The sequence below is a fragment of the Kitasatospora sp. NPDC101801 genome (genome assembly GCF_044766665.1).
In the GTDB taxonomy this organism is placed as follows: Bacteria; Actinomycetota; Actinomycetes; order Streptomycetales; family Streptomycetaceae; genus Kitasatospora.
This window is the reverse complement of the sequence record NZ_JBIWML010000016.1, coordinates 67,026-83,558: the sequence shown is the minus strand read 5'-3', so window position 1 is coordinate 83,558 and position 16,533 is coordinate 67,026. Positions and strand designations below refer to the sequence as shown.

Genomic DNA, 16,533 nt, shown 5'->3' with positions numbered 1-16,533 from the left:
GAGCATCGGCGACCGACGCGAAGCCCGCGAAGGGTCCCTCCTGCCCGATGCCGGGCAAGGAGGGCGCGCACCCCGGCGCCACGCACCATGTGCCGGTCGGCCTGAACCGCCCCGGGCGGACCGGCTTCAGCGGAAGACGCCCGGCGGCGGTGCCGGGGACGGCGCCGCCGTGGCGTCGGTGGCCGGGGCTGCACCGGCGGTGAAGTCGGCCAGTGGGCGGCCGTGCTCGATCCGCCCGAGGTAGGAGTCGGAGGCCACCCGGCGACCCAACTCGTCCAGCGGGAGCGGCTGCTGGGCGGCGGCCAGGATCAGGTTGCCGAACCGCTTGCCCCGCAGCACCGCCGGGTCGGCGGTCAGACAGACCTCGGGGAACACCGCGAGCAGCGTGGCGACCTGGGAGCGGGCGAAGCTCAACGCCCCGCCGTCGGCGATGTTGGCGGCGTACCGCCCGCCGGGGGCGAGGCACCGGGCGGCCAGCGCGGCGAACTCGACGGTGGCGCAGTGGGCCGGGGTCCTGGCACCGGAGAAGATGTCGGCGATCACCAGGTCGACCGAGCCCTCGGGAGCCCGTTCGAGCACCGCACGGGCGTCGGCACCGCGCACCTTGATCTGCCAGCCACGCTCCAACGGCAGTTCGGCGCGCACCAGTTCGGTCAGCTCGGGGTCGATCTCGGCGACCTGCTGCCGGGACCTCGGCCGGGTGGCGGCGGTGTAGCGGGCCAGCGTGAGCGCGCCACCGCCGAGGTGCAGCACGGTGATCGGCTTGCCGGGCGGGGCCGCGAGGTCGATCAGGTGGCCGAGCCGGCGCTGGTACTCGAAGCCCAGGTGGCCCGGGTCGGCCAGGTCGACCAGGGACTGCGGCGCCCCGTCGAGCAGCAGCGTCCAGGCGGCGGGGCGGTCACGGTCCGGGATCAGCTCGGCCAGGCCGGAGGCGACCGGGCGGGCCAGCGGGCCCTGGGCATGGGTACGACCGCCCGGCGACCCGGTGGGGGCCGTCGTGGCGGGCTCGGTCTCGGTGCGAGCCCGACCGGCCCGGTTGCTGCGTCCCATGGGGACCATTATCGCCGGGCAGGACGAGGCCACCCGACCTCACGGCCGACGGCGGCAGGCCGGGAGCGGACGGACGGCGCAGGTCAGAACGGGCCGAGGCCGCCGGCGGTCAGGGTGCAGGCCGCCTCGCAGAGCGCCGAGCGGAGCACCCAGGGGTCGGTGGCACGGGCCGAGGCGGTGGGCCCGGCGGGCGGCATCACCCAGCGCGGGTCGGTCGCGGGGAGCTGCTTGGCCCCCGGCGTACAGCTGGTGCCGGGCAGGTGCCACTGCCCGGCCACCCCGGCGGGGACCAGGAACGCGATCGCCGATCCGCCGCCGGTCTGGTGCACCGTGCCGCAGGCTCGGCGGAGCCGGAGGATGTCCACCGTCTCCAGACCGTGCCGGACCGGGACGGTGACGGTGTCGAACCCGGCGGGGGCGGGCCGCGCGGCGCCGGGGCCCCCGCCGCCGACGGCGAAGCCGGGCGGCTCCTGGTCGACCCCGCCCGGGACCAGTGCGGGGTGCAGCGCCGGGCCGAGACCGGGCAGGCCCCGGCTCGCCCCGGCCGTGATGCGTCGGTAGTACGGAAGTCCGGTGGCCATGGGCCCTCCTGTCACCTCGTCAGGTCGGAAGCCGGGGGTCGCTCGATCGGAGGAGCGGATCGGTGGCGGCGCGGCGGTGGGCTTCCACGTATCAGGACAACGCCGGACGGCCCCGAAAGGCCACGGGGCGACGTACAGCAAGCCATGGCATTTCATGGCGGATCTCGGCAACAGTGCCCGATTTGATGCCAATTGACCACAGATCAACCCACAACCGGACGTGATCAGTCCGTCACGCCCGGTACTCTCTGCGCTGGATCGAGGCCCACCCGGGCCGTCGCCCCCACCTCCACCATCTCCACCACCGACAACGGACGTACCCCCGACGCACCAGCTCGGAGCGCATCAGATGGCAGCCACGAGGCCCCCCACCCCCAACGCCGCCATGCGAGCGCTGCGCGGCGACCTCTCCCCCGGCGAGTTCGCGGTCGCGATCCGTCGGGCCGCCCGGGAGATCGGCGAGCACGTCTCCTGCGACGCCCGCTACGTCGGACGGGTGGAGGCCGGGGAGATCCGTTGTCCCAACTACGCGTACGAGCGGGTGTTCAGGCACATGTGGCCGGGCCGCTCCCTGTCCGAACTCGGGTTCACCCCCCGTACGGCGGTCCGCCGCCGGGCGGCCGACCCACCGTCAGTCCCGGCCCCCAGGCTCGGGCCGGGCGGGCCGGTCCGGCTCGACGACTCGTACCATCCCGACGAGGAGAACGACGACGTGCGTCGCCGTACATTCCTGAACGGCGGTTCGACCGCCCTGGTGACCGCGCTCGCCCTCGACCTGCCGGCCCAGGCCGCGACCCCGGTCGTGCCGCCCCAGCGCCGGGTCGGCGCGGCCGAGGTGCTCGGGGTCGAGCAGGCCGTCCGCGACATCAGGCTGCTGGACGACGTGCACGGCGCGGACACCCTGTTCGAGCTGGCCGGGCAGTCGCTGCGCGGCGCGTACGTGATGCTCAACGACGGCGAGTACAGCGCTGCCACCGAACGCCGGCTGCAGTCCGGGGCCGGCGAACTGGCCATCTCGGTCGGCTGGTTGGCCCACGACTCGGACCGGCTGGCGGACGCCCGCTCGTTCTACTCCGAGGCCCTCGCCACCGCCCGGATGGCCAACGACGCGGCGCTGGAGGCACACGTCTTCTCCAACAGCGCCTTCCTGGCCAGGGACGCCGGCCGGGCCCGCGAAGCCCTCCGGGCCGCCCAGGCAGGCCAGTCCGCGGCCCGGCACCTGGACTCCGACCGGCTGCTCTCGCTGCTGGTCATGCGGGAGGCCGGGGCCTGGGCGCTGCTGCGCGACCGGGCCGCCTGCGAACGGGCGTTGGGGCGGGCGCACACCCTCTTCGACCGGGGCGAGTCGGAGGCCGACCCGGAGTGGATGAGCTTCTTCGGCGAAGCCGAGATCGCCGGGCTCGAGGCCCAGTGCTGGTCCGCCCTCGGCGAGTTCGAGCGGGCCACCGAACGGGTCTGCCGGGCGATCTCCCTCCAGGAGCCGCACTTCGTCCGCAACCGGGTGCTCTACACCGCCGAGCTCGCCCACGACCGCCTCGGCCTCGGCGACCTGGCCGGCGCAGCGGTCCACGGCACCGCCGCCGTCACCCTCCTCGACCAGGTCCGCTCGGCCCGCATCCGCAGCATGCTCGCCACCACCGCGGACCGGCTCCGCCCCCACCGCACCGTCCCCGAGGTCGCCGCCTTCCTCACCAGCTACGAAGCTGCCTGAGCAGGTGACCTGCGGTCCGGGCTCAGCCGTCAGGGGCTCGGGGAACTGCGACGTCGGCCTCGAAAAGGTGATCCGTGCGTAAAGGGTCAGGCACTTTCGCAGTGACCCGAACGCCAGACCTCCTCGCAGTTCCCCGAGCCCCTGGACCGTAGACCCGGATCACCTGCAAAAGTGCAGCCCCGAGCCCCTGGGCAGGGCAACGGAGCGCCCTGCAAGAAACTGAGCGCCTTCCTGCGTTCAGCCCTGGAGGTGGCTGTGGTCGTTCCAGATCTCCACCGCGGGTGCCCCGTACTCCCACGACAGCACCGAGAGCGCCGCCGTCCCCAGCTTGAACCGCTGCGCGAACTCCGGCGGCAGCCCCAGCCAACGCGCCGTCAGGATCCGCAACAGGTGCCCGTGCGCGAAGATCACCACGTCGTGGTCGGCGCAGTGCATGGTGGTGGTGTCCGGATGCGGCGTCCCGTGCTCGGAGTTGAGCCCGGCGAGGAAGCCGTCCACCCGCGCCGCCACGTCGGCGAGCTTCTCGCCGCCCGGCACGCCGTCCCGCCAGATCAGCCAGCCCGGCTGGTCGGTGGCCCGGATCTCGGGGCCGGTGCGTCCCTCGTACCGGCCGTAGTCCCACTCCAGCAGTTCGTCCCGGTCGACCGCGCGGTCGCCGAAGCCGGCCAGCTCGCAGGTCTCCTTGGCCCGGGACAGCGGGCTGGTGTAGACGGTGGCGCCCGGCAGTCCGTTCCAGGGGGCCTTCGCCAGCCGGGCCCCGAGGGCCAGGGCCATCCCGCGGCCCTCCTCGGTGAGCGGGACATCGGTACGGCCGGTGTGCTGACCACTGGCCGACCAGGCGGTCTCGCCATGCCGGACAAGCACGATACGGGCGGGCATGAGCGGACTCCTCGCAGACGGGGGGCTGCATTCGACCCCTCCATGATCCCTCACCACCCGGGTGCCCCGGCCGGCGGTCCGGGGTCCGGATGGCCCCGGAAGGTCCGGGGAGCGCGTTCCGGGGTGGTTTGTCGGTGCCGGGTGCGAGACTTGGCCGCACCATGAACGTCTTGACCTACGGGCAGGCGGAGCCGGTCGCGCGGCGGCTCCGTGATCTGCGCGGCCAGGCGCCGCAGCGCAGCCTCGACGCCCGGGCGCTGGCCGCCCTCGCGGCCAATCCGGGGTGCCGCCGTCGCGCGGTGCTGGACGCGGCGGGGGTGGACAAGGGCGCCGTCGCCGAGCGGCTCGGGCACCCCGCACCGTTCGGGCAGTCCCCCTTCGCGATCACCCGGGGGAACGTCTTCGAGGCCCGGCTCAAGGCCGACGGCTACGCGGCGCTGCTGGAGCCGCTCCGCCGCCTGCTCGGCGCACCGCCGGAGGGCGGCGAGCTGACCGTGCCGGATCTGCTGCCCCGTGCCGCACCCGCCACCCGGGCCGAGCGGACGGCCCAGGTGCTGGCCGAGGCCGCCGCCGACCCCACCCGCTGGACGCTGCTCGACCACCCGATGTTCCGGCTCACCGTGGCGGGCAGCCCGGCCTACCTGGAGCCGGACGCGGTGGTGGTGCACGGCGGTCGCTGCACGGTGGTGGAGATCAAGTCCTTCCCGATCATCGACGGTTCGGCCGATCCGGCGAAGGTCGGGGCGGCCGCCCGGCAGGCGGCGGTGTACGTGCTGGCGCTCCAGGAGACGGCGGCCGGGCCGGCCGGTACGACGGCCGACCGGTCCCCGTACGCCACCGACGCGTTCCCCGGCAGCCCGGAGCTCAGTGTGCTGCTGGTCTGCCCGAGGGACTTCTCCAACCGGCCGACGGCCACCGTGGTGGACGTCCGGCGCGAGCTGGCCACCACCCGGCGGCAGTTGGCCAGGCTGACCGGGATCGACCAGTTGCTCGACGCGCTCCCGGCCGGCACCAGTTTCGACCTGGCACCGGATCAGGCCGGGGTGCCGACCCGTCCGGTGGCCGAGCTGACCGAGTCCGTCGCCGCCGTCCCGGCCGCCTACAGTCCGGACTGCCTCTCCACCTGCGAGCTGGGCTTCCACTGCCGGGCGCAGGCCCGCTGCGCGGACGCGGTGGAGCAGCTCGGCCGGGGCGTCCGGGGCGAGTTGGGCAGCCTCCGCACGGTGGCCGCCGCCCTGGCGGCGGCCACCGACCAGGGCCCGCAGGTCGACCAGCAGGCCGACCGGGAGGCCGCCGCCCGGCTGGCCCACGCCGCCGCCCTGCGCGCCGAGGCGCTCGCGGCGGCCGAGACGCTCGTCGCGGCCGCCCCCGCCACCACAGCCGCCGGAGCCGACCGGTGAGCCTGCTCGCCACCCTGGCCCGGCTGGAGGCCGTCCGGAGCGGCCACGCCGAGCCGTTGGCCACCGTCCGCCACCGGCACCTGTCCGACCGGCCGATGGTGCTGGTCCCGCTGGCCGCCGCCGGTGAGGCCGGGGCCCCGCTCGCGGTGCTGCTCGGCACCGAGCGGGACGCGCCCCGGCTGCACCTGGTCCCGCAGCCGCTGAACCGCGCTCAGCGGTTCGAGTTCCTGGCCGCGTTCGCCGCCGAGCTGGTCCCCTACCTGGAGTCGTACGGCGCCGAGGTCGAGCAGATCGAGCGCACCGAGAAGGACCCGGAGACCGGCGAGAAGACCCAGACCTTCCGCGAACTCTGCGCAGACGCACCGCAGTTGATCGTGCCGAACAGCGGCTCCGTACAGCACCTGGCCCTGCTCGGCCGGTCCACCCGGTTCCGCCGCACCGCCGAGGACCCGGATCCCGGCCCCTACCCCGCACCGACCAGGGTGCCACTGCTGGGCCGCTGGCTGACCCATCTCACCGAGCGGACCCAGGTGCCCGGCTCCAGCCTGCTGCTGCCGATGACCGGGCTGCTGGCCCGGCACTGGGCGACCGGCCAGAGCCACCTGGAGGACCAGCACCTCGGCGCCCAACTCGCTTGGCACCGGCCGCCGTTCGGCGTCGGCGGGGCCGAGCTGGCGACCCGGGTGGAGACCGAGCGGGACGCCGCGGGCCAGTTGCTGCACCCTCCGGCCGGCCCGGCCACCGACCCGGCCTTCGACGCCCGGGTGCTGGCCCCGGCCATCACCCGGCACGACACCGCGCTCGCCGCACTGGCGGCCGCCGAACAGGCCGAGCGGAACGGGCGGCCCGGCGAGGGCCAGGCGGCCCGGCTCCGGGTCAAGCACGCCGCCGAGGAGCTGCACGCCGCACTGCTCCGGGTGCTGCTGCCCACCTGGCAGGACGTCTGGCGCGGCCTCGACCTGCTCCGCGCCCTCCCCCCGGCCGCCCACCTGGCCGAGCGCTGGGAGGGCGACCGCTGGTCCTACACCGGCCACCGCGACCGGCTGGCGGCCGGCGAGCCGCCGCAGCCCAAGCAGGACGACGCCGTCACCGCCGCCCGCAAGCTGGCCCAGCGGGAGCGCGAGCAGGCCAGGTCGGATGTCCAGGAGGCGCTGGACGACCCGCTGGCGATGGCCGAGCACCGGCTGTCCGGCGAGGCGTTCGCCGGGGAGGTCATCGAGGTGGTCCCGGAGTACGACACCTCGGGCCGCTCGCCCAAGCCCCGCCCGCTGCTGGTGATCCGCACCACCGACCGGCCGCACGCCGACCCGGGCCGCAAGGTGCACCGGGCCAACCACAGCTCGGCCCAGGAGGCGGTGATCGTGGCGGCCGACCAGGCCGCCGGCACGGTCACCGTCCGGGTGCTGAGCGGGATGGGCCGGAAGAAGGAGCCGGAGCCGGGCAGCCTGCCCGAGCCCGGGGAGCGGATCGTGCTGACCCTGTTCGAGCTGACGCCCCGCCAGTCCGCCCCGCTCCCCGAGCCGGACGACACCCCCTGGACGCACGGTGGACCGCCGGGCGGCGGCGATCGTTCGCCTACTGCCACCGAAGAGTGGGAATGACCACCGGCATGACCATCAGTCAGACCGCCCGTCCGGCCGGCGAGCACCCCGGTGCCGCCGCCGACGCCGCCGTGGCCGCGATCCTGGCCGCCACCGTCCACCCCGCCCCGGGCGCCCCGCGCGGGGTGGTGGTCGACTCACCGCCCGGTGCGGGCAAGTCGACCCTGGTGGTGCGGGCCGCCCGGGAGCTGGTGGCGGGCGGCGAGAAGCTGATGATCGTGGCCCAGACGAACAGTCAGGTGGACGACCTGGTCGGCCGGTTGGCCGAGAAGGGCCCGGACCTCACCATCGGCCGGCTGCACGCCGCCGACGGCAGGCCCGGCGCCGAGCTGTCCCGGTACGCCAACGTCACCGCCGCCCCCAAGGTCGGCGACCTGCTGGAGCAGGACGTGGTGATCTCCACCGCGGCCAAGTGGCAGTGGGTGAAGACCGAGGCCCGCTGGCGGCACGCGATCGTGGACGAGGCGTACCAGATGCGCTCGGACGCGCTGCTCGCCGTGGCCGGGCTGTTCGACCGGGCCCTGTTCGTCGGCGACCCCGGCCAGCTGGACCCGTTCACGGCGGTCGGCACCGACCAGTGGGCCGGCCTGTCCTACGACCCCTCCAGCAGCGCGGTGGTCACCCTGCTCGCGCACAACCCGGAGATCCGGCCGCACCGGCTGCCGGTCTCCTGGCGGCTGCCGTACTCGGCCGCGCCGCTGATCTCGGCCGCCTTCTACCCGTACACCCCGTTCCGCTCCGGCACCGGTCCGGACGACCGGCGGCTGACCACCGCGACCGCCCCGGACGGCTCCGCGCTGGACGCGGCGATCGACGAGGCGGCCGAGCACGGCTGGGCACTGCTGGAGCTGCCCGCCCGGCACACCGTGCGGACCGACCCGCAGGCGGTGGCCGCCACCGCCGCCACCGTGCACCGGCTGCTGACCCGGGGCCTGACCGCGCACTCGGAGCAGGGCAGCACCCCGCTCACCGCCGACCGGATCGCGGTCGGCACCGCCCACCGGGACCAGGCTGCCGCCGTCCGGGCCGCGCTGCTGGGCCTCGGCGTGCCGGTGGACGGCGCGGCCGGTCCCGCCGTCACCGTGGACACCGCGAACCGGCTGCAGGGCCGCGAGTACGACGTCACGGTGGTGCTGCACCCGCTCTCCGGCCGGCCGGACGCCACCGCCTTCCACCTGGAGACCGGGCGGCTCTGCGTGCTCGCCTCCCGGCACCGGCACGCCTGCATCGTGGTGGCCAGGGCCGGCATCCCGGAGCTGCTGGACGAGCACCCGGCGACCGAGCCGGTGCAGCTCGGGGTGACGATGAAGTTCCCGGACGGCTGGGAGGCCAACCACGCCGTGCTCGCCCAGCTGAGCGAGCACCGGGTGCGGTTGGCCTGAAATCGGGGGCGCGTGGCCGGGGAATAGCGCCCGCACGCGCACCGTTCCGTTACCGGCCGTCCCCGCGCGACAATGGACGGCAGTCCCCTCACCCGCCACCTCGGAGGTGTCGTCCCATGCCCGACCGCCATCCACCGGTGTCCGCCCAGCCGGTCGACCGCGAAGCCGCGGTGCCGCTCCCGGCACAGTCCGGCCCCTCCGCTGGCGAGCCGAGCACCACCCCGCCCAGCACCGCCGAGGCCCCGCCGCCGCGCCGTCGGCGGCCGGCCCAGCTGCTGTTCGAGCCGCCCGCCCAGGAGGCCGAGGAGGAACGGTTCTTCGACCTGGAGTCGATCGACGACCCGGCCGAACTGCTCCGCCGCGCCACCGAGTTGACCCTGGCCTTCCGGGTCGCCGCCGAGCGGGCCGCGGACTTCCAGGCGATCGCCGCCGCCCAGCTGGCGGACACCCGCCGGTTCGACGCGCTCTCGCCCGCCGAGATCGCCGCCCGGATCGACTGGACGCCGGACTACGCGACCCGGATGGTCGAGTACGGGCAGACCTTGATCCGCCAGCAGCACAGCGGCGAGCAGCACTGAGACCGGCGACACGCCTCTGGCATATGCGGGCGGAAAGGGTACGCCCCTCCCCCGCCTCTTGTCCGCCGAACGTCACTTTCCCGGCGCGGCCCGCCCCGGCCGGGCCAGTCTGCTGCCCGTGGACATCTGGACGTATCAATCCGTGGAGTACGTCACCGTGGCCGGGGAGTCCTGGCTGGCCTCCGCGAGTGAGTACCCGCGCAGCATGCGCGCCCTCTGGGAGTCACGCCCCTGGGCGCCGACCGTCCTGCCCTGCGGGCGGGTCTTCGACGTGATCAGCATGCCGGCCCTGTTCGGCCGCGCCGTGCTGGACGAGCTGTGGGCCTCGGGGCCGGGCTGCGGCCCGGTCGCCTCCTTCCGGGGGCGGACCCTGCTGTTCGTCCAGCCGGGCGCGGCGCCCCGGCTCCGGACGCTGCTGGCCTGGGAGGAGTGGGCCCGCGAGGTGCCGCCGCTGCTCTGCCACGGGCAGGGCGACGCGGTGACCGTGCCGCCGATCCAGCGGATGGTGGACGCCCCGGTCTCCCCCGGCCAGGGTGCCGGCCGCTGGGTGGTCGCGCCGGATTCCCGGGAGCCCTGGCTGCCGGGGGCGGCCACCGTGCTCTGGGCCTGCGTCCGGGCCTCCCGGGTGCGGTCGACGGCCGAGCCCGCCGGGGCCTGAAACCGATTTTGGTTCCGCCCGATCCCGCTGCTAATGTTTTCCACGTCAGACAGGCGCCGCTAGCTCAGTTGGTTAGAGCAGCTGACTCTTAATCAGCGGGTCCGGGGTTCGAGTCCCTGGCGGCGCACAGACGGTCGGAAGGCCCCCACCTCACGGTGGGGGCCTTCCTTCGTTCCCGGGTTCGACAACGGCCTGCCCGGCCCCCCGCCGGAGCGGGGGGCCGGGTCACCGTCAGCGCCCGCGCAGCGAGCGGTAGTTCTGCACCAGCACGGCGGTCGAGCTGTCCAGCGCGTCCGCGCCCGCACCGGTCAGCAGCACCGGCTCGATCCGCTTGGCCAGCACCTTGCCGAGCTCGACACCCCACTGGTCGAAGGAGTCGATGTTCCACACCGCGCCCTGCACGAACACCTTGTGCTCGTACAGGGCGACCAGCTGGCCGAGCACCGACGGGGTCAGCTCGGCGGCCAGCACGGTGGTGGTCGGGTGGTTGCCCTTGAAGGTCTTGTGCGGGACCAGCTCGGCGGGCACGCCCTCGGCCGCGACCTCCTCGGCGGTCTTGCCGAAGGCCAGCGCCTGGGTCTGGGCGAAGAAGTTGGCCATCAGCAGGTCGTGCTGGGCGGCCAGCGCCGGGCTCAGCTCGGCGACCGGCTGCGCGAAGCCGATGAAGTCGGCCGGGATCACCTTGGTGCCCTGGTGCAGCAGCTGGTAGTAGGCGTGCTGGCCGTTGGTGCCCGGGGTGCCCCAGACCACCGGGCCGGTCTGCCACGCCACCGGGTTGCCGTCGCGGTCCACCGACTTGCCGTTGGACTCCATGTCGAGCTGCTGCAGGTAGGCGGTGAAGCGGGCCAGGTAGTGCGAGTACGGCAGCACCGCGTGCGCCTGGGCGTCGAAGAACGCGCCGTACCAGACGCCCAGCAGGCCGAGCAGCAGCGGGACGTTCTGCTCCGGCGGCGCGGTGCGGAAGTGCTCGTCCACCAGGTGGAAGCCGGCCAGCATCTCGCGGAAGTTCTCCGGCCCGATCGCGATCATCAGCGAGAGCCCGATCGCCGAGTCGTAGGAGTAGCGGCCGCCGACCCAGTCCCAGAACTCGAACATGTTGGCCACGTCGATGCCGAAGTCGGCCACGCCGGTCGCATTGGTGGAGAGCGCCACGAAGTGCTTGGCCACCGCCTCCTGGCCGGCCCCCAGCTCGTCGAGCAGCCACTCCCGGGCCGAGGTGGCGTTGGTGATGGTCTCGATCGTGGTGAAGGTCTTGGAGGCGACGATGAACAGCGTCTCGGCGGCGTCCAGGTCGCGGATCGCCTCGTGCAGGTCGGCGCCGTCCACGTTGGAGACGAAACGGACCGTCAGGTCGCGCTGCGCGTAGGACCGGAGCACCTCGTAGGCCATCGCCGGGCCGAGGTCGGAGCCGCCGATGCCGATGTTGACGACGTTCCTGATCCGCTGGCCGGTCTGCCCGGTCCACTCGCCGGAGCGGACCCTGTCGGCGAAGACCGCCATCCTGTCCAGCACCGCGTGCACGGCGGGCACCACGTTCTCGCCGTCCACCTCGACCACCGCGCCGCGCGGCGCGCGCAGGGCGGTGTGCAGGACCGCCCGGTCCTCGGTGATGTTGATCCTCTCGCCGCGGAACATCGCGTCCCGCAGCTCGGCGACGCCGGTGGCGGCCGCCAACTCCCGCAGCAGCTCCAGGGTCCGGCCGGTCACCAGCTGCTTGGAGTAGTCCACCAGCAGGTCGCCGACCCGCAGCGTGAGGTCGGCCCCGCGGCCGGAGTCGGCCGCGAACAGCTCGCGCAGGTGGGTGTCACCGAACTCCTCCCGGTGCTTGGCCAGCGCCGCCCACTGCGGCAGCCGGTCCAGGGGGGTGCGGTTCTGCGCCGTCATCGGTTGCTCCTCGAAGTCATCCGGTTGTGGGTACCGGCAGGGCCCAGCGGGAGGGTGACGCGAGGTCCGGCGGTGGTACGGGTGGTGCTGCGCCGACTCCGTTGACGGCCTGCCCGGGCCAGCCTACGCGTCCTGGCGGTCCGTCACCCGCCCCGCCACCGGCGGTCACCGACACTTCGTCGCTTCCACACCCGCAGGCCACCTGTGCAGGTCACCCGCACAGGTCACTTGCGGCGCGAGCGCAGGTCGAGCTTGCGCATCACCTGGTCGGCGACCTCCGGGTCGGCGCCGAGTTCGCCCCGGGCGGCCAGCACCTCGCGGCGGGAGGCGGCGATCATCTCCTGCTCGATGTCGGCCGCGGCCTGCCACTGGACGAACCGTTCCCTGGCCTCCTGCGCCTCCTCCTCGGCGTACTTCTCCGGGCAGAGCCGGGCCAGCCGGTCGTGCTGGCGCTCGCGCAGCCGCTCGACCACCTCGGGCTGCAGGTCGCGTTCGTCCTCCAGCTCACCGAGCCGGGTCAGCCCGGCCTTGGCCGCCCGCCACCACATCCGCTTGACCGCCTCCTCGTGCGCGTCCGCCGCACCGCCGAGGCCGAGCAGCCGGACCACCAGAGGGAGCGTCAGGCCCTGCACCAGCAGGGTGAACAGCACCACCGCGAAGGCGACCACCATGATCTCGTCCCGGCCGGGGAAGCCCACGCCGCCGTGGATGGTGAGCGGGATGCCGAGCGCCAGCGCGACGGTGGCCACCCCGCGCATCCCGGACCACCAGAGCACCACCGTCTCCCGCCAGCTGATCGGGGTGTCCTCGTCCGCCCGGCTGACCCGCTTGGAGATCCAGGCGGCCGGCAGCAGCCAGAGCAGCCGGACCAGCACCATGGCGCCGATCACCCAGGCCGCGTCGCCGACCATGTCGTGCCAGCCGTCCTTGACCTCCGCCATCAGCGGGGCCAGCTCCAACCCGATCAGCCCGAAGGCGACCCCGGTGATCAGGATCTCGACGATCTCCCAGAAGGCGTTGCCGACCAGCCGGTACGCCACGTCGTCGGCGTCGGCCGCCCGGTCCGCCAGGTAGAGCGCGCAGACCACCACGGCCAGCACGCCCGAGCCGTGGATCTCCTCGGCCAGCACGTAGGCCGCGAACGGCACCAGCAGGTTGAGCGCCACCTGCTGGGTCGGGTCGTCGAGCAGCCCGGCCAGCCTGGCGTTCAGCCAGCCCAGGGCGATCCCGACCACCACCGCGAGCACCGCCGAGAGCACGAACCTGAGCGCCGCCCCGCCCGCCGAGAAGTCCCCGGTGACCACCGCCTGGACGGCCACCGAGTAGATGACGATCGCGGTCACGTCGTTGAACAGGCCCTCGCTCTCCAGCACCGCGACCAGCCGCCGGGGCAGTCCGACGCTGCCCGCCACCGCGACGGCCGCGACCGGGTCGGGCGGCGAGACCAGCGCGCCGAGCGCGACGGCGGCGGCCAGCGGGAGGGTGGGCACCAGCCAGTGGAAGACCCCGGCCACCACCGTGGTGGTGACGATCACCAGGCCGACCGCGAGCAGCAGGATCGAGCGGATGTTGGCCCGGAAGTACCGGACCGAGGAGCGCCGGGCCACCGCGAAGATCAGCGGCGGCAGCACCAGCGGCAGGATCAGCTCGGGGTTGATGGCGATGTCCGGCACCTGCGGGAGCCAGGCGAACAGCAGGCCGATCCCGGTCATCAGCACCGGCTGCGGCACCCGGGTGAGCCGGGCCACCGGGATGGTCACCACCGAGGCGAGCAGCACCAGGAAGAGCAGTGACAGCTGACCCACGGAGTGCTGTCCTCTCGGTTGACGGCCTCTCGGCTCTGACGGTCCCTCGGCCAGGATAAATCTGACAATGCGCCAGGCGGCGCACCGGCTCGCCGGAGGTGCTTGACTTCAAGTCCGCTTGAGCATTCAGAGTGGGCCGCAGAAGCCGAGATCCCAGAAGGAGCGGTCCGATGCTGGCGTCGATGTTCAACGAGCCCGGTGGCCCCGAGGTGCTGTACGTGGCGGAGCTGCCGGTGCCCGCACCGGGGCCGGGCGAGGTGCTGGTCCGGGTGCTGGCGGCGGGCATCCAGCCGGCCGACACCGCGGTCCGGGCCGGCTGGTCCCCGCCGGGCGCCGAGGTCGGCTACCCGGCGATCCCGGGCAACGAGTTCGCCGGGGTGGTCGAGCAGCTCGGCGCGGGCAGCTTCGGCTGGGAGGTGGGCGACGAGGTGCTCGGCTTCCGGCTGCTGAACTGCCATGCCCAGCACGTGGTGGTGGACGGCGCCCAGCTGGTGGCCAAGCCCGCCGGGATGAGCTGGGAGGAGGCCGGGTCGTTCTCCGCCTCCGCACAGACCGCGCACGTCGCGCTGACCGCGCTCAAGGTCGGCCCGGGCGACACGGTGCTGGTCCACGGTGCCTCCGGCGGGGTCGGCACCGTCGCCGTCCAGCTGGCCAGGGCCTGGGGCGCCACCGTGATCGGCACCGCCGGCGAGCACAACCACGCCTACCTGCGCGGGCTCGGCGCGATCCCGGTCACGTACGGCGAGGGCCTGGCCGACCGGGTCCGCGCGCTGGCGCCGGACGGCGTGGACGCCGCCTTCGACGCGGCGGGGCGCGGCGCGCTGGAGGTCTCGGTCGAGCTGGTCGCCGACCGCTCCCGGATCGGCACCATCGTCGACTACGCCGGCGCCCAGCGGCTCGGCCTCGCCGGCCTGCGCGGCCCCCGCACCGCCGCCCGGCTGGCCGAGCTGACCGCGCTCTGGGAGTCCGGCGCCCTCCGGCTGGAGATCGCCGCGACCTTCCCGCTGTCCCGCGCGGCCGAGGCGCACCGGCTGGTGGAGGACGGACACGTCCGGGGCAAGGCGGTCATCACTCCCTGGACGGACTGATTTCTGCTTTCGGCTGCTGACCAGGTAATGTTCTCTCCGTCAGCAGGCGCCGCTAGCTCAGTTGGTTAGAGCAGCTGACTCTTAATCAGCGGGTCCGGGGTTCGAGTCCCTGGCGGCGCACCGACGGTCGGAAGGCCCCCACCTCACGGTGAGGGCCTTCCTTCGTTCCCGGCTCGTTCAGCCGAAGTAGCCGTCGAAGTTCTTCGAGAACTCCCGGGTGCCGTTGTACTGGTCCCAGTTGATCGACCAGGTCATCAGGCCGCGCAGGTTGGGCTGGGCCCCGCTGCGCGGGACGTAGCTGCCGCAGTTGGTGAGCTTGGTCAGGCAGTCCAGCGCCTTGTTCACCTCGGCCGGGCCGACGTAGCCGTTACCGGCGTTGGTGGTGGCCGGCATGCCGATGGCGACCTGGGAGGCGGCCAGCGCGGGGAACATGTTGGCGGTGTTGCCCGCGACCGGGAAGCCCTTGAGCATCATGTCGGTCATCGCGACGTGGAAGTCGGCGCCGCCCATCGAGTGGTACTGGTTGTCCAGGCCCATGATCGAGCCGGAGTTGTAGTCCTGGACGTGCAGCAGCGTCAGGTCGTTGCGCAGCGCGTGGATCACCGGCAGGTACGACCCGGCGCGCGGGTCCTGGCCGCCCCAGGGGCCGGAGCCGTAGTACTGGTAGCCGAGCTGGACGAAGAAGGTCTCCGGGGCCATGGTCAGCACGAAGTTCTGGCCGTACTTGGCCTTGAGCGTCTTCAGCGCCGAGATCAGGTTCACCACCACCGGCGTGGTGGGGTTCTTGAAGTCGGTGTCGCCGGTGTTCAGCGACAGCGAGTGGCCCTCGAAGTCGATGTCCAGGCCGTTCAGACCCCATCGGTCGATGATCGCGGAGACCGAGCTGACGAAGGTGTCCCGGGCTGCCGTCGTGGTGAGCTGGACCTGGCCGTTCTGGCCGCCGATCGAGATCAGCACCTTCTTGCCCTTGGCCTGCTTGGCCGCGATCGCCGCCTTGAAGTCGGCGTCCGACTCCACCCCGGCGCACTCGGTGGCCGGGCAGCGGTTGAACCGGATGTCGCCCGAGGTCACCGAGGTCGGCTCGCCGAACGAGAGGTTGATGACGTCCCAGGAGTCCGGGATGTCGGCGACCTTGGTGTAGCCGGCGCCGTTGGCGAAGCTGGCGTGCAGGTAGCCGACCAGCGCGTGCGCGGGCAGGCCGTTCGGCGGTGCGGTCGGCGACTGCGAGGTGGACGGCGACGCCGACGGGGAGGGCGACACCGAGACCGACGGGGAGGCGGACGGCGAGGCCGAGCTGGACGGCGACGCGGAGGTCGAGGGGGAGGCCGAGGCCGACGGCGACGGGCTCGGCGCACCGGGCCCGTCCAGCGAGAGGTCGTCGGCGTAGTAGGTGCCCTGGCCGTACCAGCCGTGGGTGTACACGGTGGCGCTGGTCTGCGAGGCGGTGGTGGTGAAGCTGACCGAGAGCTTCTGGAAGGCGCCGCCGGTGCTCGGGGTCCAGGTGCTGGCGGCGGTACCACCCTCCACCCCGAGGTAGACGTACGCGCCCTTGACCCAGCCGGTCAGCTGGTACGTGGTGCTGGGCTTGACCGTGACGGTCTGGCTGCACTTGGCCGAGTCGCTCGCCGAGGCGGCGGCCGCCAGGGCGTAGCCGCCGGTCCTGGCCTGGCCGGTCACGCTGCCGAGCCCGCCGGTGCAGCTCCACGGGGAGACGCTGCCGGTCTCGAAGCCGCCGTTGGTCAGGAATTCGCCGGCGCTCGCGGTCGGGGCCAGGGTGAAGCTGAGGGCGACGGCGCCGGCCGCGGCCGTGGCCCAGGCGGTCGCGGCGGCGACCACTCGTCTGGTGGTTCGGGGAGTTCGCATGGGGGGATGCTCCTGCCTCGATCTGTGGGGGTCGTCCAACTCGCCTCGGGGGA

Annotated in this window: 13 protein-coding genes and 2 tRNA genes; 9 read left to right on the top strand and 6 right to left on the bottom strand. The window is 73.7% G+C overall.

The genetic code is table 11. From position 1 onward, the window contains the following. Nucleotides 1-126 precede the first annotated feature (126 nt). Nucleotides 127-1,050, bottom strand: coding sequence for a spermidine synthase (locus ACIRPK_RS19620; protein ID WP_403040457.1), 924 nt, complete (start codon nt 1,048-1,050; stop codon nt 127-129). Between the two features lie 83 nt (nt 1,051-1,133). Beyond that, the gene (locus ACIRPK_RS19615; RefSeq protein ID WP_403040454.1) at nt 1,134-1,631 is read right to left on the bottom strand and encodes a hypothetical protein; all 498 of its coding nucleotides are present in this window, start codon (nt 1,629-1,631) and stop codon (nt 1,134-1,136) included. Between the two features lie 349 nt (nt 1,632-1,980). Here ACIRPK_RS19615 and ACIRPK_RS19610 point away from each other — a divergent pair, with 349 nt between their 5' ends. Then, nucleotides 1,981-3,342: a tetratricopeptide repeat protein gene (locus tag ACIRPK_RS19610; RefSeq protein WP_403040451.1), complete on the top strand. Its 1,362-nt coding sequence runs from the start codon at nt 1,981-1,983 to the stop codon at nt 3,340-3,342. 237 nt (nt 3,343-3,579) lie between these two features. Here the strand turns inward: ACIRPK_RS19610 and ACIRPK_RS19605 are convergent, their stop codons facing one another. Next, nucleotides 3,580-4,221: a histidine phosphatase family protein gene (locus ACIRPK_RS19605; protein ID WP_403040448.1), complete on the bottom strand. Its 642-nt coding sequence runs from the start codon at nt 4,219-4,221 to the stop codon at nt 3,580-3,582. Between the two features lie 161 nt (nt 4,222-4,382). On the opposite strand from ACIRPK_RS19605, the gene ACIRPK_RS19600 reads away from it, so the two are divergent. From ACIRPK_RS19600 to ACIRPK_RS19575, 6 genes are all read left to right on the top strand, one after another. Further along, nucleotides 4,383-5,621 carry a hypothetical protein gene (locus tag ACIRPK_RS19600; RefSeq protein ID WP_403040445.1) on the top strand — a complete coding sequence of 413 codons (1,239 nt, stop codon included), beginning with the start codon at nt 4,383-4,385 and terminating at the stop codon, nt 5,619-5,621. Next, the gene (locus tag ACIRPK_RS19595) at nt 5,618-7,222 is read left to right on the top strand and encodes a hypothetical protein (RefSeq protein ID WP_403040442.1); all 1,605 of its coding nucleotides are present in this window, start codon (nt 5,618-5,620) and stop codon (nt 7,220-7,222) included. The genes ACIRPK_RS19600 and ACIRPK_RS19595 overlap by 4 nt, the downstream gene beginning before the upstream one ends. 8 nt (nt 7,223-7,230) lie before the next feature. Then, nucleotides 7,231-8,604, top strand: coding sequence for a helicase (locus ACIRPK_RS19590; protein WP_403040439.1), 1,374 nt, complete (start codon nt 7,231-7,233; stop codon nt 8,602-8,604). Nucleotides 8,605-8,720: 116 nt separating this feature from the next. Beyond that, nucleotides 8,721-9,182, top strand: a complete 462-nt coding sequence (locus ACIRPK_RS19585) for a hypothetical protein (protein WP_403040437.1) — start codon at nt 8,721-8,723, stop codon at nt 9,180-9,182. 118 nt (nt 9,183-9,300) lie between these two features. Continuing rightward, nucleotides 9,301-9,840 (top strand): bifunctional DNA primase/polymerase, encoded by a 540-nt coding sequence (locus tag ACIRPK_RS19580; RefSeq protein ID WP_403040434.1) that lies wholly within the window; start codon nt 9,301-9,303, stop codon nt 9,838-9,840. A 53-nt stretch (nt 9,841-9,893) separates the two neighbouring features. Further along, nucleotides 9,894-9,967 (top strand) — tRNA-Lys (locus tag ACIRPK_RS19575). 104 nt (nt 9,968-10,071) lie between these two features. Here the strand turns inward: ACIRPK_RS19575 and pgi are convergent. Next, the gene (gene pgi / locus ACIRPK_RS19570) at nt 10,072-11,724 is read right to left on the bottom strand and encodes a glucose-6-phosphate isomerase (protein ID WP_403040432.1); all 1,653 of its coding nucleotides are present in this window, start codon (nt 11,722-11,724) and stop codon (nt 10,072-10,074) included. A gap of 224 nt (nt 11,725-11,948) precedes the next feature. Continuing rightward, the gene (locus tag ACIRPK_RS19565; RefSeq protein WP_403040429.1) at nt 11,949-13,529 is read right to left on the bottom strand and encodes a Na+/H+ antiporter; all 1,581 of its coding nucleotides are present in this window, start codon (nt 13,527-13,529) and stop codon (nt 11,949-11,951) included. A 170-nt stretch (nt 13,530-13,699) separates the two neighbouring features. On the opposite strand from ACIRPK_RS19565, the gene ACIRPK_RS19560 reads away from it, so the two are divergent. Next, nucleotides 13,700-14,617 carry an NADP-dependent oxidoreductase gene (locus tag ACIRPK_RS19560; RefSeq protein WP_403040426.1) on the top strand — a complete coding sequence of 306 codons (918 nt, stop codon included), beginning with the start codon at nt 13,700-13,702 and terminating at the stop codon, nt 14,615-14,617. A 46-nt stretch (nt 14,618-14,663) separates the two neighbouring features. Further along, a tRNA-Lys gene (locus ACIRPK_RS19555) sits at nt 14,664-14,737 on the top strand. Between the two features lie 57 nt (nt 14,738-14,794). Here ACIRPK_RS19555 and ACIRPK_RS19550 read toward each other — a convergent pair. Then, nucleotides 14,795-16,480, bottom strand: coding sequence for a chitinase (locus tag ACIRPK_RS19550; RefSeq protein ID WP_403040423.1), 1,686 nt, complete (start codon nt 16,478-16,480; stop codon nt 14,795-14,797). Between the last annotated feature and the right edge of the window lie 53 nt (nt 16,481-16,533).

Coding starts and splice junctions, on each gene's coding strand:
- ACIRPK_RS19620 (WP_403040457.1), bottom strand. CDS start 1,050: ATGGGACGCAGCAACCGGGCCGGTCGGGCTCGCACCGAGACCGAGCCC.
- ACIRPK_RS19615 (WP_403040454.1), bottom strand. CDS start 1,631: ATGGCCACCGGACTTCCGTACTACCGACGCATCACGGCCGGGGCGAGC.
- ACIRPK_RS19610 (WP_403040451.1), top strand. CDS start 1,981: ATGGCAGCCACGAGGCCCCCCACCCCCAACGCCGCCATGCGAGCGCTG.
- ACIRPK_RS19605 (WP_403040448.1), bottom strand. CDS start 4,221: ATGCCCGCCCGTATCGTGCTTGTCCGGCATGGCGAGACCGCCTGGTCG.
- ACIRPK_RS19600 (WP_403040445.1), top strand. CDS start 4,383: ATGAACGTCTTGACCTACGGGCAGGCGGAGCCGGTCGCGCGGCGGCTC.
- ACIRPK_RS19590 (WP_403040439.1), top strand. CDS start 7,231: ATGACCATCAGTCAGACCGCCCGTCCGGCCGGCGAGCACCCCGGTGCC.
- ACIRPK_RS19585 (WP_403040437.1), top strand. CDS start 8,721: ATGCCCGACCGCCATCCACCGGTGTCCGCCCAGCCGGTCGACCGCGAA.
- pgi (WP_403040432.1), bottom strand. CDS start 11,724: ATGACGGCGCAGAACCGCACCCCCCTGGACCGGCTGCCGCAGTGGGCG.
- ACIRPK_RS19560 (WP_403040426.1), top strand. CDS start 13,700: ATGCTGGCGTCGATGTTCAACGAGCCCGGTGGCCCCGAGGTGCTGTAC.
- ACIRPK_RS19550 (WP_403040423.1), bottom strand. CDS start 16,480: ATGCGAACTCCCCGAACCACCAGACGAGTGGTCGCCGCCGCGACCGCC.